The organism is Sphingomonas naasensis (assembly GCF_004792695.1).
Taxonomy (GTDB): Bacteria; Pseudomonadota; Alphaproteobacteria; order Sphingomonadales; family Sphingomonadaceae; genus Sphingomonas; species Sphingomonas naasensis.
This window is the reverse complement of record NZ_SRXU01000002.1, coordinates 132611-154058: the sequence shown is the minus strand read 5'-3', so window position 1 is coordinate 154058 and position 21448 is coordinate 132611. Positions and strand designations below refer to the sequence as shown.

At 66.8% G+C, this 21448-nt stretch carries 22 protein-coding genes; 13 read left to right on the top strand and 9 right to left on the bottom strand.

Annotated features, from left to right (window positions below):
- Positions 1-97: 97 nt before the first annotated feature.
- From fabD to mltG, 7 genes are all read left to right on the top strand, one after another.
- A complete protein-coding gene (gene fabD / locus E5A74_RS05925) occupies positions 98-1033 on the top strand; it encodes an ACP S-malonyltransferase (RefSeq protein WP_135983352.1) in 936 nt (311 codons plus the stop codon).
- A gap of 46 nt (positions 1034-1079) precedes the next feature.
- Entirely contained in the window at positions 1080-1496 is a 417-nt protein-coding gene (locus tag E5A74_RS05920; protein ID WP_135983351.1) for a GxxExxY protein, read from the top strand.
- A 23-nt stretch (positions 1497-1519) separates the two neighbouring features.
- Positions 1520-2257 (top strand): 3-oxoacyl-[acyl-carrier-protein] reductase, encoded by a 738-nt coding sequence (gene fabG / locus E5A74_RS05915; protein ID WP_135983350.1) that lies wholly within the window; start codon positions 1520-1522, stop codon positions 2255-2257.
- Between the two features lie 22 nt (positions 2258-2279).
- On the top strand, positions 2280-2807 hold the full coding sequence (locus E5A74_RS05910) for a hypothetical protein (RefSeq protein ID WP_135983349.1): 528 nt from the start codon (positions 2280-2282) through the stop codon (positions 2805-2807).
- Positions 2808-2907: 100 nt separating this feature from the next.
- Entirely contained in the window at positions 2908-3156 is a 249-nt protein-coding gene (locus E5A74_RS05905) for an acyl carrier protein (RefSeq protein ID WP_135983348.1), read from the top strand.
- A 140-nt stretch (positions 3157-3296) separates the two neighbouring features.
- On the top strand, positions 3297-4556 hold the full coding sequence (gene fabF / locus E5A74_RS05900) for a beta-ketoacyl-ACP synthase II (protein ID WP_135983347.1): 1260 nt from the start codon (positions 3297-3299) through the stop codon (positions 4554-4556).
- Positions 4557-4605: 49 nt separating this feature from the next.
- A complete protein-coding gene (mltG, locus tag E5A74_RS05895; protein WP_208411796.1) occupies positions 4606-5541 on the top strand; it encodes an endolytic transglycosylase MltG in 936 nt (311 codons plus the stop codon).
- A gap of 145 nt (positions 5542-5686) precedes the next feature.
- Here the strand turns inward: mltG and eda are convergent, their stop codons facing one another.
- From eda to E5A74_RS05855, 8 genes are all read right to left on the bottom strand, one after another.
- Positions 5687-6277 carry a bifunctional 4-hydroxy-2-oxoglutarate aldolase/2-dehydro-3-deoxy-phosphogluconate aldolase gene (eda, locus tag E5A74_RS05890; protein ID WP_206365803.1) on the bottom strand — a complete coding sequence of 197 codons (591 nt, stop codon included), beginning with the start codon at positions 6275-6277 and terminating at the stop codon, positions 5687-5689.
- Between the two features lie 20 nt (positions 6278-6297).
- On the bottom strand, positions 6298-7266 hold the full coding sequence (gene glk, locus E5A74_RS05885; protein WP_135983344.1) for a glucokinase: 969 nt from the start codon (positions 7264-7266) through the stop codon (positions 6298-6300).
- Positions 7267-7363: 97 nt separating this feature from the next.
- Positions 7364-9184 (bottom strand): phosphogluconate dehydratase, encoded by a 1821-nt coding sequence (gene edd, locus E5A74_RS05880; RefSeq protein ID WP_135983343.1) that lies wholly within the window; start codon positions 9182-9184, stop codon positions 7364-7366.
- A gap of 39 nt (positions 9185-9223) precedes the next feature.
- On the bottom strand, positions 9224-9931 hold the full coding sequence (pgl, locus tag E5A74_RS05875) for a 6-phosphogluconolactonase (RefSeq protein WP_135983342.1): 708 nt from the start codon (positions 9929-9931) through the stop codon (positions 9224-9226).
- Between the two features lie 192 nt (positions 9932-10123).
- Complete coding sequence (gene zwf / locus E5A74_RS05870) at positions 10124-11581, bottom strand: glucose-6-phosphate dehydrogenase (protein ID WP_135983341.1); 1458 nt, start codon at positions 11579-11581, stop codon at positions 10124-10126.
- A gap of 254 nt (positions 11582-11835) precedes the next feature.
- Positions 11836-12777: an N-acetyl-gamma-glutamyl-phosphate reductase gene (gene argC, locus E5A74_RS05865; RefSeq protein ID WP_135983340.1), complete on the bottom strand. Its 942-nt coding sequence runs from the start codon at positions 12775-12777 to the stop codon at positions 11836-11838.
- Positions 12774-13031, bottom strand: a complete 258-nt coding sequence (locus E5A74_RS05860) for an SH3 domain-containing protein (RefSeq protein ID WP_135983339.1) — start codon at positions 13029-13031, stop codon at positions 12774-12776. Before E5A74_RS05860 ends, argC begins: the two co-directional genes overlap by 4 nt.
- A gap of 52 nt (positions 13032-13083) precedes the next feature.
- Entirely contained in the window at positions 13084-13437 is a 354-nt protein-coding gene (locus tag E5A74_RS05855; protein ID WP_029934098.1) for a MarR family transcriptional regulator, read from the bottom strand.
- A 213-nt stretch (positions 13438-13650) separates the two neighbouring features.
- On the opposite strand from E5A74_RS05855, the gene secG reads away from it, so the two are divergent.
- The 5 genes from secG to E5A74_RS05830 all read left to right on the top strand — a co-directional run bounded on the left by secG (position 13651) and on the right by E5A74_RS05830 (position 17686).
- Positions 13651-14049, top strand: a complete 399-nt coding sequence (gene secG, locus E5A74_RS05850; protein ID WP_135983338.1) for a preprotein translocase subunit SecG — start codon at positions 13651-13653, stop codon at positions 14047-14049.
- A 94-nt stretch (positions 14050-14143) separates the two neighbouring features.
- Positions 14144-15778 carry a CTP synthase gene (locus tag E5A74_RS05845; RefSeq protein ID WP_135983337.1) on the top strand — a complete coding sequence of 545 codons (1635 nt, stop codon included), beginning with the start codon at positions 14144-14146 and terminating at the stop codon, positions 15776-15778.
- 44 nt (positions 15779-15822) lie between these two features.
- Complete coding sequence (locus E5A74_RS05840; RefSeq protein ID WP_135983336.1) at positions 15823-16539, top strand: FRG domain-containing protein; 717 nt, start codon at positions 15823-15825, stop codon at positions 16537-16539.
- Between the two features lie 10 nt (positions 16540-16549).
- The gene (locus E5A74_RS05835; protein ID WP_135983335.1) at positions 16550-16924 is read left to right on the top strand and encodes a hypothetical protein; all 375 of its coding nucleotides are present in this window, start codon (positions 16550-16552) and stop codon (positions 16922-16924) included.
- A gap of 87 nt (positions 16925-17011) precedes the next feature.
- Complete coding sequence (locus E5A74_RS05830; protein WP_206365781.1) at positions 17012-17686, top strand: peptidylprolyl isomerase; 675 nt, start codon at positions 17012-17014, stop codon at positions 17684-17686.
- Positions 17687-17929: 243 nt separating this feature from the next.
- Here the strand turns inward: E5A74_RS05830 and E5A74_RS05825 are convergent, their stop codons facing one another.
- The gene (locus E5A74_RS05825) at positions 17930-18394 is read right to left on the bottom strand and encodes an Hsp20 family protein (protein ID WP_135983334.1); all 465 of its coding nucleotides are present in this window, start codon (positions 18392-18394) and stop codon (positions 17930-17932) included.
- Positions 18395-18642: 248 nt separating this feature from the next.
- Here E5A74_RS05825 and E5A74_RS05820 point away from each other — a divergent pair, with 248 nt between their 5' ends.
- Complete coding sequence (locus E5A74_RS05820; RefSeq protein ID WP_135983333.1) at positions 18643-21081, top strand: TonB-dependent receptor; 2439 nt, start codon at positions 18643-18645, stop codon at positions 21079-21081.
- Positions 21082-21448: the final 367 nt, after the last annotated feature.

Genomic DNA, 21448 nt, shown 5'->3' with positions numbered 1-21448 from the left:
AACCGCGCGCGCTTCGTTTAGCTTCGGCGGCCGCACGGGCTTGCCCGCATGTCCCAACGGTTCTAATCCGCGCCGCCTGAACTCGCAGGAGAGGCATATGCGCGCATTCATCTTCCCCGGTCAGGGCAGCCAGGCCGTCGGCATGGGCGCCGCGCTCGCCGCTGCCAGCCCGCACGCGCGCGAAGTGTTCGAGGAGGTCGACGAGGCGCTCGGCCAGAAGCTGTCGAAGCTGATGGCGGAGGGCCCCGAGGACCAGCTCACCCTCACTTCCAATGCCCAGCCGGCGATCATGGCCAATGCCATCGCGGTGCTCCGCGTGCTCGAGAAGGACGGCGGCATCCGCCTCGCCGACAAGGCCGATTTCGTCGCCGGCCACAGCCTTGGCGAATATACCGCGCTGTGCGCCGCGGGCGCGTGCGATCTCGCCACCACGGCCAGGCTGCTGCGCGCGCGCGGCGACGCGATGCAGGCGGCGGTGCCGGTCGGGATCGGCGCGATGGCGGCTTTGCTCGGCGCCGATCTCGACAAGGCGCAGGCGATCGCCGACGCGGCGGCGCAAGGGCAGGTGTGCACCGTCGCCAACGACAATGATCCGTCGCAGGTGGTGATCTCGGGCCACCGCGAGGCCGTCGAGCGCGCATTGCCGCTCGCCAAGGAAATGGGCGCCAAGCGCGCGCTGCTGCTGCCGGTCTCGGCACCGTTCCACTGCCCGCTGATGCAGCCCGCCGCGGATGCGATGGAAGCGGCGCTCGCCGCGGTCGCCGTCCAGGCGCCGCTGGTCCCGGTCTATGCCAATGTCACCGCCGCGCCGGTGAGCGACCCGGCGACGATCCGCACCCTGCTCGTCGAGCAGGTCACCGGCATGGTGCGCTGGCGGGAATCGGTGCTGGCGATGCAGGCGGCGGGCGTGACCGAGTTCGTCGAATTCGGCGGCAAGGTCCTCGCCGGCATGGTCAAGCGCATCGCCCCCGACGCCACCCCCACCAGCCTCGTCACCATGGACGACATCGAGGCGCTGGCGAAAACACTTTGAAGAAGTAGAGTGATTCACGCGGAGGCGCGGAGACGCGGAGAATAGCTTGCGGGATATCGAGCAGATCAGCGGCGACGTTGTCGATGTGGCGCTACGGCTCCATCGCGATCTTGGGCCGGGTCTGCTCGAAAGCGTGTATGAGGCTATTCTGGCCAGCAAGCTGGCGGCCTTGGGCTATCGTGTCGCGCGCCAGCTCCCCATCGATATCATGTTCGAGGATCTGCGCTTCGAGGCCGCCTTCCGCATCGACCTGCTCGTCGAGGAGTCCCTGCTGGTGGAAATCAAATCGGTCGAGCGCTTGAGTCCGGCGCACGGTAAGCAACTTCTGACCTATTTGCGTCTCACCAAACAGCCCGTAGGGCTGCTGATCAACTTCGGCGGCGCAACGCTGAAGGAGGGGCTCAGGCGGATCGTCAACGACTATTCCCCCTCCGCGTCTCCGCGCCTCCGCGTGAACCAATAATTCTTATCTATCGGAGCTCTAGAATGTTCGACCTCACTGGCATGACCGCTCTCGTCACCGGCGCTTCGGGCGGGATCGGTTCGGCGATCGCCAAGGGCCTCGCCGCGCAGGGGGCGCGGCTGGCGGTTTCCGGTTCGAACGCCGACAAGCTCGAGGCCTTCCGCGCCGGGCTCGGCGGCGATCACGTCGCGTTGCCCTGCAACCTGTCCGATGCCGCCGCGGTCGACGCGCTGGTGCCGCAGGCGGTCGAGGCGCTCGGCAAGCTCGACATCCTCGTCAACAATGCCGGCGTCACCCGCGACAATCTGGCGATGCGGATGAAGGACGAGGAATGGGATCAGGTGATCCGCGTCAATCTCGAGGCCGCGTTCCGCCTGATGCGCGCCGCCGCCAAGCCGATGATGAAGGCGCGCTACGGCCGGATGATCTCGATCACCTCGGTGGTCGGCGCGACCGGCAATCCGGGCCAGGCCAATTACGCCGCGTCGAAGGCCGGCCTGGTCGGCATGTCCAAGGCGCTGGCGCAGGAGCTCGCCAGCCGCAACATCACGGTCAATTGCGTCGCCCCGGGCTTCATCCGCTCCGCCATGACCGATGTGCTGCCCGAGGCGCAGAAGACCGCGCTGCTCGGCCGCATTCCCGCGGGCGATCTCGGCAATGGCGAGGATATCGCCGCCGCTGTGGTGTATCTCGCCAGCAAGGAAGCGGGCTATGTCACCGGCCAGACCTTGCATGTCAACGGCGGGATGGCGATGCTCTGAGCCCCGGGGCTGGAGTATCTATATGCGGACCCTCGCAACTGCCGCGCTGCTCGTCTGCGCGGCACCCGCGCATGCCGCCGATCTCGCGACGATCGATTGCGTCGCGGGAAAAATGGCCAAGGGCGCCGTCGCGCAGCTGCACGCCGACGTCTCGCGCAACATGACCGAGAGCGGCAAGCGGCCGAGCTACGATCCCGCCGTCGGCGGGAGCATTGCCAGCGCCGCGGTGGCGTGCGGGCTCGAGCACAACTGGTCCGAGGCGGCGATCAAGGCGGCGCGGGTCTACACACTGGCCAAGGTCGGCATGCCGGTCGCCCAGCGCGTGATCGGCGAGCGCGGCTTCGATGCCGCCGAGCTCGAGGATCGCTTCCTCGCCTTGCCCGAAGAGGCGCGCAACCGTGCGCTCACCGCGGCCGAAACCGGCGAACTGATCAAGGCGTCGGTGAGCGACGAGGCGAAGCAGACCCGCGCAAATGCCGAACTGCTCGCCGAATATTTCGCATTCCTCAGCACGATCCAATATGCGAGCTTCGACTTTTCGCAGGCGTGAACCGTACGGCCCGGGAGAGTGCCCCCTTGCAACCGCACCCCCGGCATTCTAGGTGCGTTCACACGGAATTCAGAGCCCCAGACAAAGGAAAACAGGGACTATGGCCAACCAGGAAGAGATCACCCAGCGCGTTGCCGCGCTCGTCGTCGACCATCTCGGCGTCGATGCCGGCGAAGTGAAGCCCGAAGCGAGCTTCATCGACGATCTGGGTGCGGACAGCCTCGACATCGTCGAGCTGGTCATGGCTTTCGAGGAAGAATTCGGCGTCGAGATCCCCGACGACGCAGCCGAGAAGATCACCACGGTCGGTGACGCCGTGGCGTACATCAGCGAGCATCAGGAAGGCTGATCGCCCTTCCGGCGACCCTGCCCGGATGGGCCGGCACTGCCATATAGCGGCTTCCCGTCCGGGCTCGCAAGAGAGGGCGGGGAGCCGTTTCGTTTTCGGGGATTTGGTCCCGATGAGAGAAGATTGACGGAGAGAACGCCATGCGCCGCGTAGTCGTAACCGGCCTTGGGCTCGTCACCCCGCTGGGTGCCGATGTCGAGACCGCCTGGAAGAACATCGTCGCCGCAAAGTCCGGCGCGGCCACGATCACGCGCTTCGACGCGACCGATTTTCACAGCAACTATGCGTGCGAGGTGAAGCCGGCCGATCACGAATATGGCTTCGATCCGGGCAAGCGCGTCGATCACAAGATCCAGCGTCAGGTCGATCCGTTCATCGTCTACGGCATCGATGCCGCCGGCCAGGCGATCGAGGATGCCGGCCTGCTCGACATGACCGAGGAAGAGCGTTTCCGCGCCGGCTGCTCGATCGGCGCCGGCATCGGCGGGCTTCCGGGCATCGAGAGCGAATCGCTGGTGCTCGCCGAAAAGGGCCCCAAGCGCGTCTCGCCGCATTTCGTCCATGGCCGGCTGATCAATCTGATCTCGGGTCAGGTCTCGATCAAATACGGCCTGATGGGCCCCAACCACGCCGTGGTCACCGCCTGCTCGACCGGCGCGCATTCGATCGGCGACGCCGCGCGGATGATCGCGATGGACGATGCCGACATCATGCTCGCGGGCGGCGCCGAGGGCGCGATCTGCCCGATCGGCATTGCCGGCTTCGGTCAGGCGCGCGCGCTGTCGACCAATTTCCGCGACGATCCCACCAGGGCGAGCCGCCCCTGGGACCAGGACCGCGACGGCTTCGTGATGGGCGAGGGCGCCGGCGTTGTCGTGCTCGAGGAATATGAGCGCGCGAAGAAGCGCGGCGCCAAGATCTACGCCGAAGTCGTCGGCTATGGCCTGTCGGGCGACGCCTATCACGTCACCGCGCCGCATCCCGAAGGCTCGGGCGCCTATCGCTCGATGCAGATGGCGATGAAGAAGTCGGGCCTCGACTTCGGCGACATCGATTACATCAACGCGCACGGCACCTCGACTCCGCTCGGCGACGAGCTCGAGCTCGGCGGCGTCCGCCGTCTGTTCGGCAACGCGATCGGCACGCTGTCGATGAGCTCGACCAAGTCGGCGATCGGGCATCTGCTCGGCGGCGCCGGTGCGGTCGAATCGATCTTCTGCATCCTCGCGATGCGCGATCAGGTCGCCCCGCCGACGCTCAACCTCGACAATCCGAGCGATAATTGCGCGGGCGTCGATCTGGTCCCGCACCAGGCGAAGCAGCGCAAGATCAAGGCGGTGCTCAACAACAGCTTCGGCTTCGGCGGCACCAATGCCAGCCTGGTGATGAAGGCTGTCTGACAGACCGAAGCCGCGCCGCCGGGCCGGCGGCTGCGCCATCCTCGTCGCCCTGCTCGTGGTAGCGGCGGCGGGGCTGGCGGTGCTCCAGCTCTGGGCAGGCAGCGGCCCGGCGCGCGTCAACGCCACCGTGCTGGTCCCGCAGGGCGCCACGCTCAGCGGCGCGGCGACCGAATTGCAGAAAGCCGGCGCGATCCGCTCGGCGCGTCAATTCGTGCTGCTGTCGAAGGTCTTTGGCGGCGGCGCGCCGATCAAGGCCGGCGAATATCGCCTGCTCGCGCGCCAGAGCCAGTCGGACATTCTCAAGGATCTGCAGGGTGGCAAGACGCTCCAGCGCAAGATCACCGTCGCCGAGGGCGTGCCCTCGATCCTCGTCTACGAGGCGCTGCTGAAGGCCGATGGGCTGGGCGGCGAGATCGCAGTGCCGGCCGAAGGCAGCGTGCTGCCCGACACCTATGCCTATAATCGCGGCGAGACCCGCGCGGCGGTGCTCGCGCGGATGCAGCAGGCGATGGCCGATTATCTCGCCGGCGCCTGGGCGCGGCGCAAGCCCGGCATCGCCGTTTCGACTCCGGCGCAGGCGCTGACGCTCGCCTCGATCGTCGAGAAGGAGACCGGCAAGCCCGAGGAGCGGCGAATGGTCGCCGCGGTCTATTCGAATCGGCTTCGCCAGAGCATGATGCTGCAGGCCGATCCGACGATCATCTACCCGATCACCAGGGGCAAACCGCTCGGCCGGCGCATCCTTCAGTCGGAAGTGCGCGCGGTGAACCAGTACAACACTTATGCGATGGTCGGGCTGCCGGTGGGACCGATCGCCAATCCGGGCCGCGAATCGATCGATGCGGTGCTCGATCCGGCGCAGTCCTCGGCGCTCTACTTCGTCGCCGATGGCAGCGGCGGCCACGTGTTCGCCGACACGCTCGAGCAGCACAATGCCAATGTCCAGAAATGGTATGCGCTGCGGCGGGCACGGGGGGAGATGTAAATCTCTAATCCCTCTCCCCCTGTGGGAGAGGGAGGGAGCCGACGAAGTCGGCGGAAGGGTGAGGGGGAGTGAGTCTCAGTCCCCCTCATCCTTCCCACTCGCTTCGCGAGCGGGCCCCTTCCTTCTCCCACAAGGGGAGAAGGAGCTAACCCTTCAGCCCCGCCGCCTCGCGCGCCAGCGTCTCGACCTGATCGAGGCTCGCGCCCTTGGGCGTGATCCAGCTGCCGCCGACGCAGAGCACCGGATCGAAGCCGAGCCAGTCGGGCGCGGTCGCGAGGCTGACGCCGCCGGTCGGGCAGAAGCGCGCCTGATAGAAGGGCGCGGCGAGCGCCTTGAGCGCCTTCAGCCCGCCCGAAGTCTCGGCGGGGAAGAATTTGAAATGGGTCAGCCCGAGGTCGAGCCCGCGCATGATGTCGCCGGCATTGGCGACGCCGGGCAGATAGGGCACGCCGCTGCGCACGATCGCGTCGCCGAGCCGTTCGGTCAGGCCGGGCGAGACGATGAATTCGGCATCGGCCTTCATCACCTGCTCGAACTGGTCGGTGTTGACCACGGTGCCCGCGCCGACGATCGCGCCCGCGACTTTCTTCATCTCGGCGATCGCCTCGATCGCCGCGGGGGTGCGCAGCGTCACTTCGAGCACGCGCAGCCCGCCTTTCACCAGCGCCTCGGCGAGCGGGCGGGCGTGGGCGGCATCGTCGATCACTAGCACCGGGATCACCGGGCTGGTGCGCATGATATCGGCAATCGTCGTCGTCAAAGTGCGTGCTCCTGGGCGAAGGCGGCCGCAGCGCCGTAGAGGCCGGGCTGCGGGTGCGTGATCAGCTTGACGGGGATCAACGCCATCAGGTTCCGGAACCGGCCCTTGGCGACGAAACGCTCGCCGAAGCCCGATTGCAGCAAATGGTCCTTGAGTCGCAACCCCAGACCGCCGGCGATCACCACGCCGGTCGGGCCATGGGTCAGCGCGAGGTCGCCGGCGACCGCGCCGAGGCTCAGGCAGAAGCGATCGAGCGCTGCCACGGCGAGGCTGTCGGTCCCTTCGAACGCCATAGCCCAGATCTTCTTGTCGTCGAGGCGCGAGACGGGACGCTTCTCGAGCTCGGCAAGCGTCTCGTAGATCGCCACGATCGCGGGGCCGGCGACGATCCGCTCGGTCGAGACGCGGTTATACTCGCGGCGCAGCCTTTTGACGAAGGCGTCCTCGATCGGATCGAGCGGCGCGAAATCGACATGCCCGCCCTCGGTCGCGATGATGTCGTAGCCGCCCTTGTGGCGGAACACCTGCGCCACGCCGAGCCCGGTGCCGGGGCCGCAGACGGTGATCGATCCACGCGCCGGCAGCGGCGTCTCGGGGCCGCAAAGGTGGAGGAAATCGCCATCGTCGAGCTGCGCGACCGCGTGGCCGATCGCGGCGAAGTCATTGACCACGGTCCAGGTGCCGGCGCCGAGCCGCTCGGGGATCAGCGCGGGGCGGATGATCCACGGATTGTTGGTGAGCTTGATGATCTCGCCGCCCACCGGCGAAGCGACCGCGATCGCTGCCGCCTTGGGGAGCGGGCGCCCGAGCGTCTCGCCGAATGCCTGCCAGGCGAGCTGGAGGCTGGGATGCTCGGCGACCTTCTGCGTCACCGGCTCGGCCATGGAGACGACGCGTCCCTCCGCCACTTCCGCAATCGCAAAGCGGGCGTGCGTGCCTCCGATATCGACCGCGACGACTTCCATGCCTTCTCCCTGAGCCTCCCGTGCCCATCGGCCTGTCAACGTTGGCAGACGGTGCGCCGCCCTTCTCTGCGCTGGCGGCGCGGATGTAAAGCCGGGCTTAGAGTCCGGCCTCGGCCAGCATTGCCGAGCCGCCCATTTCGGCCTCGCTCGCGTGGTGGCGCATCATCGCGAACAGCTCGCGACCGGTGCCGATCGCCGGCGGCGGCGCTTCGCACTGCTCGCGTTCCGCCCATTCTGCCGGATCGACCAGTGCCTGAAGAACGCCTTCCTCCGCGCAGACGCGCACGATATCGCCGTCGCGCAGTTTGCCGATCGGTCCGCCGCCGAGCGCCTCGGGCGACAAATGGATCGCGCAGGGGACCTTGCCCGACGCGCCGGACATGCGCCCGTCGGTGACCAGCGCCACCCGGAAGCCGCGATTCTGCAGCACGCCCAGCGGCGGGGTCAGCTTGTGCAGCTCGGGCATGCCGTTCGCCTTGGGGCCTTGGAAACGGACGACGACGACGATGTCGCGGTCGAGCTCGCCCGCCTTGAACGCTTCCTGCACCTCGGCCTGGTCGGCGAAGACGCGGCACGGCGCCTCGATCGTCCAGCGGTCGCGCTCGACCGCCGAGACCTTGATGCAGGCGCGGCCGAGATTGCCCTTGAGGATGCGGAAGCCGCCCTCGGGCGAGAAGGGCGCGTCGATCGTGCGAACGATGGTCTCGTCGCCGCTCTTCTCGGGGTGGTCGTGCCAGACCAGCGCCTCGTCCGCGATATCGGGCTTGCGGCCATAGGCGGCCATGCCGTCCTTCGCGACCGTCACCGTGTCGCCGTGCATCAGTCCGCCGCGCAGCAGCTCGCGGATCACGAAGCTCGGTCCGCCGGCGTCCTCGAAGCCGTTCACATCGGCCGAGCCATTGGGATAGACGCGGGTGAGCAGCGGCACGGTGCGCGACAGCCGGTCGAAATCGTCCCAGTCGATCAGGATCCCCGCCGCGCGGGCAAAGGCGGGGACGTGGATAAGATGGTTGGTCGAGCCGCCAGTGGCGAGCAGCACGATCGCTGCGTTCACGATCGCCTTCTCGTCGACGACATGGCCGATGGGCCTGTAGTCATTGCCGTTCCAGCCGATCTCGGCGAGCCGGTGGACCGCCGCGCGGGTCAGCTCCTGGCGCAGCTTCGTGCCCGGATTGGCGAAGGCCGCGCCGGGCATGTGGAGTCCCATCGCCTCCATCATCATCTGGTTCGAATTGGCGGTGCCGTAGAAGGTGCAGGTGCCCTTCGAATGATAGGCGGCGATCTCGGCGGCGAGCAGCTCGTCGCGGCCGACCTTGCCCTCGGCATAGCGCTCGCGGACCGCGGCCTTCTCCTTGTTGGGCAGCCCAGAGCGCATCGGCCCGCCCGGAATCATCACCATCGGCAGATGGCCGAAGCGCAGCGCCCCGATCAGCAGCCCGGGGACGATCTTGTCGCAGATGCCGAGCAACGCCGCGCCCTCGAACACCCGGTGCGACAGCGCGATGCCGGTAGACAGCGCGATCGTGTCGCGGCTGAACAGCGACAGCTCCATGCCCTGATAGCCCTGCGTCACGCCGTCGCACATCGCCGGCACGCCGCCCGCCACCTGCGCGGTAGCACCCGCCTCGAGCGCCCAGACCTTCATCTGCTCGGGATAGCGATAATAGACCGCATGCGCCGAGAGCATGTCGTTGTACGAAGTGACGATGCCGATGTTCATCCGGTTCGCCGGGGTCAGCAGATCGCGCTGCTCGTCGGTGCCGGCATAGGCGTGCGCGAGATTGGCGCAGCCGAGCCTGGGGCGATCGGCGCCCGATTCGCGCTCGCGGCGGATCAGGTCGAGATAAGCGGCGCGCCCGGCTTTCGAGCGCGCGATCACGCGATCGGTGACCGCGGCGATTTCGGAGTGGAGGGTCATCTTCTCAGCCTTGCAACTCTAACGCAGTGACCGGCGGCCTCACGCCGCCCAGTGGATATCCACCGGCAGCTCGACATCGGCGAGGACGCGGCCGACCGGGTAAGCGGACGACGCGCCCTGTTCGATCGCCGCCTCGAGCACGTCGCGCTTGGCCTGGCCGGTGACCGCGATCATCAGCGCGCGCGCCGAGACGATCGCGGCGCGGCTCAGCGTCACCCGCGCGACCGGCGCCTCGGGCGGCAGCGGATCGGGCATCACGCCCAGCGCGCGGCGCTCCTTCGGGCCGTTCAGCGCCTCGTCGAAATCGGGGCCGGGGAAGATCGACGCGCAATGCCCGTCGCCGCCCACGCCGAGCAGGCACAGGTCGAGCGGCCAATGCAGATCCTGCAGGATCGCGTCCGCGGCGCGGCCCGCGGCCTTGTAGTCGGCGACGGTGGCGCTGATCAGCGGGATCACCCGCGCGCCCCGCGGGATGAAGGTCTTGCCAATCGCGGTGACGTTCGACAGCGGATCGCCGAGCGGCACCAGCCGGTCGTCGCCGGGGACGATCGTCACGCGCTTCCAGTCGAGCTTGGCCGCGGCCAGCTTCTCGTAGATCGGCAGCGGCGTCTTGCCGCCGGCGAGCGCGATCACTGCGGCGCCGCGCGCGTCGATCGCGCTCTCGATGATGAACTGGACGTCGCCGGCGACGGCCGCGGCCATCTCGTCGGCATCGTCATAGTCCCACCATTCGATTTCGGTCGTCATGTAAATTTCCTCATGTCCTAGGTGGGTATGCAAGCAACGCTTGGAAAGTCGCGGTAGTCAAATCCTCCCCCGGAGGGGGAGGGGGACCAGCGGAGCTGGTGGAGGGGTAGCTCTCCACAGGCAAGGCGGCCGCGGCGCGCTACCCCGTCGTCAGCTTCGCTGCCACCTCCCCCACCGGGGGGAGGATCGGATTCACTCGTTCCACGTCACGCCGTCGCGCTCGGTGAGCGCGATCGCGGCGGACGGGCCCCAGCTGCCCGAGGCATAGGGCTTGGGCTTCAGGTCATTGGCCTCCCAGCCGGCGCGGATGGCGTCGATCCACGTCCATTGCGCCTCGACCTCGTCGCGGCGGACGAACAGCGTCGGATCGCCCTCGATCAGGTCGAGCAGCAGCCGCTCATAGGCGATGCGGCGGCGGGTGCCGGCGAATTCGGTGTCGAGGCTGAGGTTGAGCGGCACTTCGCGCAGGCGCACGCCCTCGCGGTCGAGTCCGGGCTGCTTGGCCATCACCAGCAGGCGGACATATTCCTCCGGCTGCAGCCGGATCACCAGCGTGTTGGGCTGGAGCATGCCCCCGCGATCGGCGAAGATCGAATGCGGCACCGGCTTGAACTGGATCACGATCTCGCTGCGCCGCTCGCCCAGCCTTTTGCCGGTGCGCAGATAGAAGGGCACGCCCTGCCAGCGCCAATTGTCGACATGCGCCTTGATCGCGACGAAGGTCTCGGTGTTCGACGGCTTTTCGAGGTCGCTGGCATAGTCGCGGACGATCTCGCCCTTCACCGCGCCGCCGCCATATTGGCCGGTCACGGTCAGCTGGGGCGCCTCCTGCGCGCTGATCTTGCGCAACGAGCGGAACACCTTGACCTTCTCGTCGCGGATCGCGGTGCCGTCGAAGCGGGCAGGGGGCTCCATCGCGATCAGCGCGAGTAGCTGGAGCATGTGGTTCTGCACCATGTCGCGCAGCGCCCCGGTCTCGTCGTAAAAGCCCGCGCGGCCCTCGAGCCCGACCGTCTCGGAGACGGTGATCTGGACGTGATCGATCCCCTGCGCGTTCCACACCGGCTCGAACAGCGAATTGCCGAAGCGCAGCGCGAGGATGTTCTGCACCGTCTCCTTGCCGAGATAGTGATCGATCCGGAAGGTGCGGTCCTCGGGAAAGGCGCCGGCGACGAGATCGTTGATCTCGCAGCTCGACTGAAGGTCCTTGCCCAGCGGCTTTTCGAGGCTGATCCGGACATTGTCGCCGGTCAGGCCAGCGCTCTTGAGACCCTCGATGGTCGGTCCGAACAGCCAGGGCGCGGTCGACAGGAAGATGGCGAGGCCGCCCGAAATGTCGCCGAGCTTGTCCTTGAGCGCCGCGAAGCCGTCGATCTGCGAGGCGTCGAGCGACTGGTAGTTGAGCCGCTCGAGAAAGCTTCCGACAGCGTTGTCATCCTTGCGGTCTGCCGGCAGGAATTCGTCGAGCGCGGCACGGGCGAAATCGCGATAGGATTGATCGTCCTTGTCGGAGCGCGCGGTGCCGGTGATCGTCAGCCCCTCGGGCAGCAACCCGTCGGCGTGCAGGGCATAGAGCGAGGGGAGCAGCATCCGCTGGGCGAGATCGCCGGTTGCTCCGAACAGCAGCAATTTGCCCACGGGCTGATGCATCTTTTGCCTCTCGTCGACTGGTTTCGAACGCGAGACACCAACGGGCGGCAAAGATCAAGCGGCAGCGGGCATTTCGATCGCCCGGAGAAGAGAAGAGGCTCCGGACAAGGGCTGTTCGCGCAGAGGCGCAGAGAGCGCGGAGAAAGGACGTCGCCGCGTCAGCGGCGTCGCTCGAGGCGCCCGGAATGCAAACGCCGCGATCGGCGCATCGGACACCCTCTCTGCGTCCTCTGCGCGAACAAGCCTCCCGACGGCTAGAGCACCAGCCCCGCGATCGGATCGAACCCGGCCATGATGTTGAGGTTCTGCACCGCGGCGCCGGCCGCGCCCTTGCCGAGGTTGTCGAGCGTCGCCACCAGCCGCGCCTGGCCGCGCTCGGCATTGCCGAACACGCGCACGCTCAGCCGGTCGGTCCCGGCGTCCTCCTCGATCGACACCGTCGCGGCATCGGCGGGAAGCACGCGCAGCAGCGGGCAATCCTTATAGGCATCGCGCAGCGCGTTCTCGATCGCCTCGAGCGACGGGCGGCGCGTGAAGGTATGGAGCGGCAGGGGCACCTCGACCACCATGCCGCGATAGGTGCGCACCACCGCGGGCTGGAAGATCGGCGGATGCTCTATCCGTGCGTGCTTCTGCATCTCGGGCACATGCTTGTGCTCGAGGCCGAGGCCGTAGTTGCGGAACGCAGTCGCGGTGAAGGCGTCCGAATCCTGGTCCTCGAACTCGGCGATCATCGATTTGCCGCCGCCCGAATAGCCCGAGACCGCATTGACCGAGAAGACATGGTCGAGCGGCACCAGCCCGGCGCGCACCAGCGGACGCACCAGCGCGAGGAAGCCGGTGGGATAGCAGCCCGGATTGCTCACCCGCGGCGCCTCCGCGATCGCATTGAGCTGGCCCGGCTCGAGCTCGGCAAAGCCATAGACCCAGTCGGGCGCGACGCGGTGCGCAGTCGACGCGTCGATCACGCGCACCTTCTTGGCGCGGATCATCTCCACCGCCTCGCGCGCGGCGTCGTCGGGCAGGCAGAGGATGACGAAATCGGCCGAATTGAGCGCGTCCTCGCGCTTCTTCGGGTCCTTGCGATCGGCCTCGGCGAGGATGATCTGCTCGATCCCTTCGCGGCCGTCGAGCCGCTCGCGGATCTCGAGCCCGGTGGTGCCCACGGCACCGTCGATGAAGACGCGGATGCTCATTGCATGTCCGCCAGCGCCGATGCGGCGATATAGCCGACCAGCCCCGAGCCGGGCGCGACGCCCCAGGCATGATCGCCGGCGAATTCGAGCACTTCGAACAGGTCGCCGGCGGCGAGCGTGGCGAGAACTTCGGAATCGGCCGCGCCGCTCAGGCGAAGGTCGGTGGCGACGGCGAGGGTGCGCGGCATCGGCGCGGCATAATGCGGAGCGAAAACCCGATCGGCGAGCCGCACATCGGCGAGGTCGCGGCGCACCGCGTCGACCCGCGAATCGAAGGTCGCGGAGCGTCCCTTCAGCGAAAAGCGCTTACGCGTTGGCCCTGCGGGCGGCTGGCTGGCTGATGTTGTCGCCAGCGAGGAAATGCCCGAACTCTGCAAGAAAATCTGCCCCTTCAGCGGTACGCGCAACAAAGATGTTGCGTTTGTCGGTATCGTCGCGTTGGCGGCGCAGATAGCCGAGCGTCCCCAGGCGATTCAAGGCACGGGTTACTACAGGCTTCGACACGTTGAGCGCCCGCGCCAATCCGCGGACCGTATGGGGCCCCGGGTCGAGATACACAAGCATCAGAAGCGCCATCTGGCGATTGGTGAGATCGGGCTCGCCCGAGCGCACATAATCGATCAGCGTGTTCTTCCAGGATGACAGCGACTGGTCCGGCATCGCGTTCACGGCATCCTCATCCGTTACGTTCCCGGTTCTGTCCGGGCTCTCACACAACGCAGCTTGGGCCCAGTGGTTTCAGTGCGTTGGCGAAATGTTACCGCTTTGGGTCCATCTGCGGCGCACGCGCTCCGCGACGGGCCGGAATCGAGGCAGGTTGATCCCTGGCACCGGCTCCCCTATGTCGCCGCTTTCGCAACAGGTCCGGTCTCAATGTTCACCTTTCTGCTCGTCGTCCACGCCATCATCGCGGCACTGCTCGTGACCGTGATTCTCATGCAGCGCTCTGAAGGCGGCGGGCTCACTTCGGGCGGCAGCCCCTCGGGCCTGATGTCCGCGCGCGGCGCGGCGGACTTCCTCACCCGCTCGACCGCGATCCTCGCGATTCTGTTTATCACGATGAGCATCCTGCTCGCGGTGATCGCCGCGACTCGTCACTCGACGACGATCGACACCACGCTTCAGCGCGCGCCCGCCGCACCGATGACCGCGCCGACGACCGGCCCGGCTGTCCCGCTCGCGATCGGCAACGCAGCCGCGCCGGCAGGGGGCAGTGCCGCTCCCGCGAACAGCGCCGCGCCGGCCAACGGCTCGGTTCCGCTCGCGCAATAATCTCCGCCGCTCTCCGGCGACGGCGGGCACATGAAAAAATAAGTGAGTCGCGCGCTTGTCGGCGCGCGCTCAAACACGTTAGGCGTTTTCTCCCATGGCGCGGTATATTTTCATCACCGGCGGCGTGGTCTCCTCGCTTGGCAAGGGTTTGATGGCGGCGAGCCTTGCGGCTTTGCTCCAGGCCCGGGGCTATCGGGTCCGCATCCGCAAGTTCGATCCCTATCTCAACGTCGATCCCGGCACGATGTCGCCGCACCAGCATGGTGAGGTGTACGTCACCGACGACGGCGCCGAGACCGATCTCGATCTCGGCCATTACGAGCGCTTCACCGGAGTCGCCTCGCGCCAGTCGGACAACGTCACTTCGGGGCGGATCTACAAGACGATCATCGAGCGCGAGCGCCGCGGCGACTATCTCGGCGCCACCGTCCAGGTGATCCCGCACGTCACCGACGCGATCAAGGCGTTCGCGCAGGACGAGACCGACGATCTCGATTTCGTGCTGTGCGAGATCGGCGGCACCGTCGGCGACATCGAATCGCTGCCGTTCATCGAGGCGATTCGCCAGCTCCGCAACGATCTCGGCCGCGGCCAGACGGTCAGCATCCATGTCACGCTGGTGCCGTTCATCGCCGCCGCGGGCGAGCTCAAGACCAAGCCGACCCAGCACAGCGTGCGCGAGCTCGCGGCATTGGGCGTCCAGCCGGACGTGCTGGTCTGCCGCTCGGAGCGCGATCTGCCCGCCGGCGAGCGCGCCAAGATCGCGCAGTTCTGCAACGTCCGCCCCGAGGCGGTGATCCCGGCGCTCGACGCCAAGAGCATCTACGCCGTGCCGCTCCAGTATCATCGCGAGGGGCTCGACGTCGAAGTGCTCCGCGCCTTCGGGATCGAGCCGGGCGAAGCGCCCAATCTCGCGCGCTGGGACGACATCGTCGAGCGGATCACCAATCCCGAGGGCGAGGTCACGATCGGCGTGGTCGGCAAATATATGGGCGTCCCCGACGCCTATAAGTCGCTCACCGAGGCGCTCACCCATGGCGGCATCGCCAATCGGGTGAAGGTCAACATCCGCTGGCTCGACGCCGAGCTTTTCGAGCGCGACGACGAAGAGGAAGTCACCGCGGTGCTCGAGCCGATGCACGGCATCCTCGTGCCGGGCGGCTTCGGCGAGCGCGGCAGCGAGGGCAAGATCGCCGGCGTCCGCTTCGCGCGCGAGCGCAACGTGCCCTTCTTCGGCATCTGCCTCGGCATGCAGATGGCGTGCATCGAAGGCGCGCGGACGCAGGGCGTCAAGGACGCCTCGACCACCGAGTTCGGCCCGACCGAGGAGCCGGTGGTCGGCATGATCACCGAGTGGATGACCGGCGAGGGCATCCAGAAGCGCGAGGAAGGCGGCGATCTCGGCGGCACGATGCGGCTCGGCGCCTATACCGCCAGGCTCGGCGGCAATTCGGTGGTCGCGTCGATCTACGGATCGGACGAGATCAGCGAGCGCCACCGCCACCGCTACGAGGTCAACACCCATTACAAGCCGGTTCTCGAAGCCGGCGGGCTGGTCTTCTCGGGCATGTCGCCCGATGGCTCGCTCCCCGAGATCGTCGAGCGGCCCGACCATCCGTGGTTCGTCGGCGTCCAGTTCCATCCCGAACTCAAGTCCAAGCCGTTCGATCCGCACCCGCTGTTCGCCAGCTTCATCGAGGCGGCAGTCAAGCAGAGCCGGCTGGTCTAGGGCGCGCAACTTGCTTTCCTCGCCCGCTTGCTTAAGCTCGGGGCATGGGGGGAGATATTTCGCAGCTCTGGGCTCAGTACTGGGCGTGGATCGAGCAGTTCGATGCCGATCATCATTTGTTCAGGGGCGAGTCCGGGCAGAACGAGATCAAGCCGAAGATTGGCCGGCCGGAGTACAGCTACTCCAAGACTCGCGAGAAAATACTCTTCGACCAGTTCAAGCGACTGGCGCGCAGCTATGTCGCGGCGCCTGTCTCGACCGACTGGGAATGGCTGGCGCTGGCCCAGCACCACGGCATGCCGACGCGGCTGCTCGACTGGTCGTCCAGTCCGCTGGTGGCGGCGTGGTTCGCGGTGTCGTCCTACCCGCTGGACCGGGATTGTTTTCTCTACGCGCTCGACACCGTGGCCGGCGCGGTGGAGGGTTTCGACATCAGCACCTGCCGCTCGGTGAAACGCAATCACAGCTTCGGCCACCCGTTCGAAATCCAGAGCGACGTCTATGTGATCGAGACGGCGCCGGTGTCGCAACGGATCACTACCCAGCGTGGGCTGTTTACGCTACACGGCGACCCCGAGGCTCCGTTCGTGGTCAGCGATGCGATGACGTTCAAGATCCCGGTGGCGCTCCGCGACGAATTCCAGAAGAAGCTACTTTCCGTGGGGATCGATTATTCCCATATATTCCCCGACCTCGACGGCCTATGCAAGAGTTTGGATTGGAAGCACAAATTGCGGATCGGAATGTCTCCTGTAGCGTAGGTGGCGGATGATGAGGAAGAAATCGAAGGACCAGACGCTACTCACCGGGCGCAAGGAGCGCGTCGCGAGGGCGATGCGCGCCTATACCACCAAGCGAAGCGGCAAAGTGGCCCTGGCCGACATCGACGACGCCGGGTTCGCGAAGATCATCGCTGCCATCCGCAAGCAGCAGGAGCAGCTCTCCCTCGGCAAGCTCAAGTTCCGCGAAGCCTCGCTGTTGCCGTCCACCGTTGTCCCGCTGGCCGGCGGCGGTCTCGAGGTGATGGTCCGGGCGCTCTACGATCAGCCGGGCAACGCCAAGGTGAAGGCAACCAAGGTCTTCGACTCGCCCGTGCGGGTGGTCTCCGGCGGCGGCAATTCGCTGCAGGTCAGTCTGGTCGAGTAACCGGCTCGCGCCGGAAGATCGCCCGGGTGCGATCGAAGCGGCGCATCCTGCTTCCCCCAGCACGCTCCTCGTCCTACCGGGATTTCCATGCATATCCGATTATGGGCGCTCGTCGCCGCGTTGTTGCTGCCGTTGGTTTCGCCTGCGTCGGCGCAGGATCGTCCTGCACCCGGCATGGTCCGCGTCCGGATCGAGACCAGCGCCGGCAACATCGTCCTCGCGCTCGATGCGAAGCGCGCGCCGAAGACGGTCGCGAACTTCCTCGCCTATGTCGATGACGGGCGGCTCGACGGCACCGGCTTCTATCGCGCCTCGCGCCGCACGGGGAACCCGAAGTTCGGCTTCGTCCAGGGCGGGATCGCCAGCGACGCGCGGCGGATCCTGCCGTCGCCGCCGCTCGAGCCGACCAACCTCACCGGCATCCGTCACACCGACGGCACGGTCTCGATGGCGCACGGCGCGAGCATCGACGGCGCCACCGGCAATTTCTCGATCATGGTCGGCGACAATCCCTCGCTCGACGCGCGCGGCGCCGGCCGCAACGGCTATGCCGCTTTCGGCCATGTCGTGTCGGGCATGGACGTGGTCCGCAAGATCCTCGCGCGGCCGACCGGCGGGGGCAGGGGCCCGATGCGCGGCCAGATGATCCAGCCCGGCCCGGTCCAGATCCTCCGCGCGGTCCGCCTCGACGGCGCGCCGCAGCCGACCGGCCGGGTCAAGCCGTGGCTGATCGGCCCCAATCGCTGGATCCAGCCGAACTAGGCTGCGCTAAAATCCTCCCTCGCGAAGCGGGGGAGGGGGACCATGCGCAGCATGGTGGAGGGGGCATCTCCGCGAGCGATGTCGTTTGCGGAGATGCCCCCTCCGTCGCCTTCGGCGCCACCTCCCCCGCTGCGCGAGGGAGGATTAAATCGTCACGCAAACGCAAAGGGCGCCCGGGCAATGCCCGGACGCCCCTGCTGCGGCGCCCAAAGGGAGGAAAAGCGCCGCTAGCCGTGGTGGTCGTTACGCCGCGTCGCGATGCTCGATCGGCTTCGCCTCGCCGCCGCCGTTCACCGCGATCTTCTTCGGCTTCATCGCCTCGGGAATCTCGCGGACCAGATCGATGACGAGCAGGCCGTCGGCCAGGTTCGCGCTCTCGACCCGCACGAAGTCGGCCAGCTCGAAGCGGCGTTCGAAGCTGCGATTGGCAATGCCGAGATGCAGGAACGCGCCTTGGTTGTTCTCGTTCTCGCTCGCCTTCTTGCCTTGGACCAGGAGCAGGTTCTGCTGCGCGGTCACGTCGATCTCGTCGGGCTTGAAGCCGGCGACGGCGAGCGTGATTCGATACCGGTCCTCGGCAAGACGCTCGAGGTTGAAGGGGGGATAATTCTCGCTGCCCGCCTGACGGGCGCTCGCCTCGAGCAAGTCGAACAGCCGGTCGAAGCCGACGGTTGAGCGACGGAAGGGAGTAAAGTCGAACTGACGCATTTCAAAACCTCTGTTGAGCAAGTTGAACGTCTCTTCGCGGCGCCCGGAATTTCGCGGCGCTGCTTGTCCGGCCCCATCGGGCACCGTGACATTGCCGAATGTGGTTTGCGGCAAGGCGATTTCAAGATGCGTCGAATCGGTCCGCGCGACGCCCGAGAAACGCAGCTTCGGCTTCCCAAAGATTCGCTTGCTGGCTAATACCTACTAAATCCATCGACATTATGGGTATTGGAACCAAGGGGATGTTGATGAGCCTTTCTTCGCTGACGCTGCTGCTCCTCGCGAGCGCTTCGCCGCTGGGCGCGACCGCACCTGATCGCGACGATCCACCCAGGGTGGAGACCGCTGCGGAGGATCCGGCGGTCGACGATTCGCAGGACGTGGTCGTCACTGCGCGCCGCCGCGAGGAGCGGGTGCAGGACGTGCCGATCGCGCTCTCGGTGCTGAGCGGCGAGGATCTCGCCGAAAGCGGCGCGTTCAACGTCAATCGGCTCCAGCAATCGCAGCCGACGCTGCAATTCTATTCGAGCAATCCGCGCAACTCGGCGATCAACATCCGCGGTCTCGGCGCGCCGTTCGGCCTCACCAATGACGGGATCGAGCAGGGCGTCGGCTTCTATGTCGACGGCGTCTATATCGGCCGCATCGGCGCCTCGACCTTCGATTTCGTCGATGTCGAGCGCGTCGAGGTGCTGCGCGGCCCGCAGGGCACGCTCTACGGCAAGAACACCACCGCCGGCGCGATCAACATCACCACGCGCGCGCCGAGCTTCGAGCCCGAATCGCGGGTCGAGGTGAGCATCGGCAACTACGAATTCCTCCAGGCCAAGGCGTCGGTCTCGGCGCCGCTCGCCGATAATGTCGCCTTCCGCCTATCGACCTCGGGCACCACGCGCGAGGGCACCGTCCTCAACGTCCGCACCGGAGTCGATCAGCATCGCCTGCGCAATCTCGGGGTGCGTGGCCAGCTGCTCTGGCGCGCCACCCCCGATCTCGATTTCACCCTTTCGGGCGACTTCAATCGCCAGAACCCTTTGTGCTGCGTCCAATATTATGCGCGCGAAGGCGCTACCCAGCGTCCGCTCAACCGCCAATATGCCGCGCTCGCCGCCGCGTTCGGCTATGCCCCGCCGAGCAAGGATCCCTTCGATCGCGTCACCGATCTCGATGCCGATTCGAACTCGCGGCAGGAAATCGGCGGTGCCTCGCTGGTCGGCAATTGGAATATCGGCGGCGCGACGATCACCTCGGTGACGGCGTGGCGCTATTGGGACTGGCTGCCCGCGAACGATCGCGATTTCATCGGCCTGCCGATCACCACCGTGTCGCAGAACCCCTCGCAGCAGAAGCAATTCTCGCAGGAGCTGCGCATCGCCTCGAACGGCTCCGGCCCGCTCCAGTACACGCTCGGCGCCTTCTACTTCCATCAGACGATCGATACCCAGGGCTCGCAGGTCCAGGGCCCGGCAGCGAGCCGCTGGCTGCTCAATCCCGGCGCCTCGGTGCCGCCGGGATCGAGCGGCTGCGCCACCGCGACCACCGCGGCGTGCAACCCCGCCGTGCTCAACGGGCTGACCTCGACCAACACGATCAGCTTCGACAACACCAGCTTCGCGGTGTTCGGCAAGCTCAACTGGGAAGTCGCCGAGGGGCTCCACATCCAGCCGGGCCTGCGCGTCAATTACGATAAGAAGCGCGGCTCCTATGTCTCGGTGGTGACCACCGGCGCCGGCAGCACCACGCTGACCTCCGATCAGCGCGGCGTGCTCGCGCCGCAGGCCTATGAGCCCGCGTTCAGCGACTGGAACGTCTCGGGCGATTTCACCGTCTCGTACGATTTCTCGCCCGATATCCACGCCTACGCCACTTATGCGCGCAGCTTCAAATCGGGCGGGATCAACCTGTCGGGCCTGCCGCTCGACGCGGCGAACAATCCGATCCTCGCCGTCGCCACGGTGAAGCCGGAAAAGGTCAATCACTATGAGATCGGCCTCAAGACCCAGTTCGCCGATCGCAAGGTGACGCTCAATCTCGCCGCCTATTGGACCGAGGTGAACGATTATCAGGCGACGGTGACCAACGGTCAGCTCGGCGTGATCCGCGGCTATCTCGCCAATGCCGAGAAGGTCCGCGTCCGCGGCTTCGAGCTCGACAGCAGCTTCCGCCCGAGCGCGCGGTTCAACGTTTACGGCAACGCCGCGTTCACCGATGCGACCTATGCCAGCTTCAAGGACGCGCCGTGCCCGCCCGAGCTCGCCGGCGGCACCACTGCGACCGCCGCCCAGACGCCGGGCGCGCCGGGCACGCCGGGCGGTCTCAGCCCGGCCTTTTGCGACATTTCGGGACAGTGGCTGCCCGGAATCTCCAAATGGTCGCTGGCATGGGGCGGTGAGGGCAATGTGCCGGTCGGCAATGGCCAGGTCTATCTCGGCTATGACGGCAGCTATCGCTCGAAATTCTCGTCGAACCCGTCGCGCTCGCGCTACATGGATATCGACGGCTATTCACTGTCGAACTTCCGCCTCGGCTATCGCGAGGGCGATTTCAACATCTTCGGCTGGGTCCGCAACGCCTTCGATCAGCATTATTTCGAGCTGCTCTCGGCGCAGTCGGGCAGCACCGGCCTGATCGTCGGCCAGCCGGCCGATCCGAGGACCTATGGCTTGACGGTCAGCAGCAGCTTCTGATCGTCGCGCAGACTAGCCTCTCGCCATGGCCGGGGGAGGTTAGGGGAGGGAGGCGGCGCCCGCACCGTCTCCCTCTTTCCGATCCAGGTAAGAAAAGCGGGAGCCGGAACGGCAAACGCCCGGACCGTTTCCGATCCGGGCGCCTGCGTGACGACTGCTCGTCAGCCCCCTTTGTCAGGCTCTGCCCGCACGCTCGTACTTGCCTACGAGCGGGGCGGAGCCCTCCCCGAACCACGGCCATTTGCTGCCTGCGTTTCGACAGGCGTTTGCTACGTCGGCGGACGGCCTTTGTCACCGGATTTACAAAGGCTAGGAACAGATTGGTCGCACCCTGTGGTGAATCGGCAACATAGCGGACACACGCCTC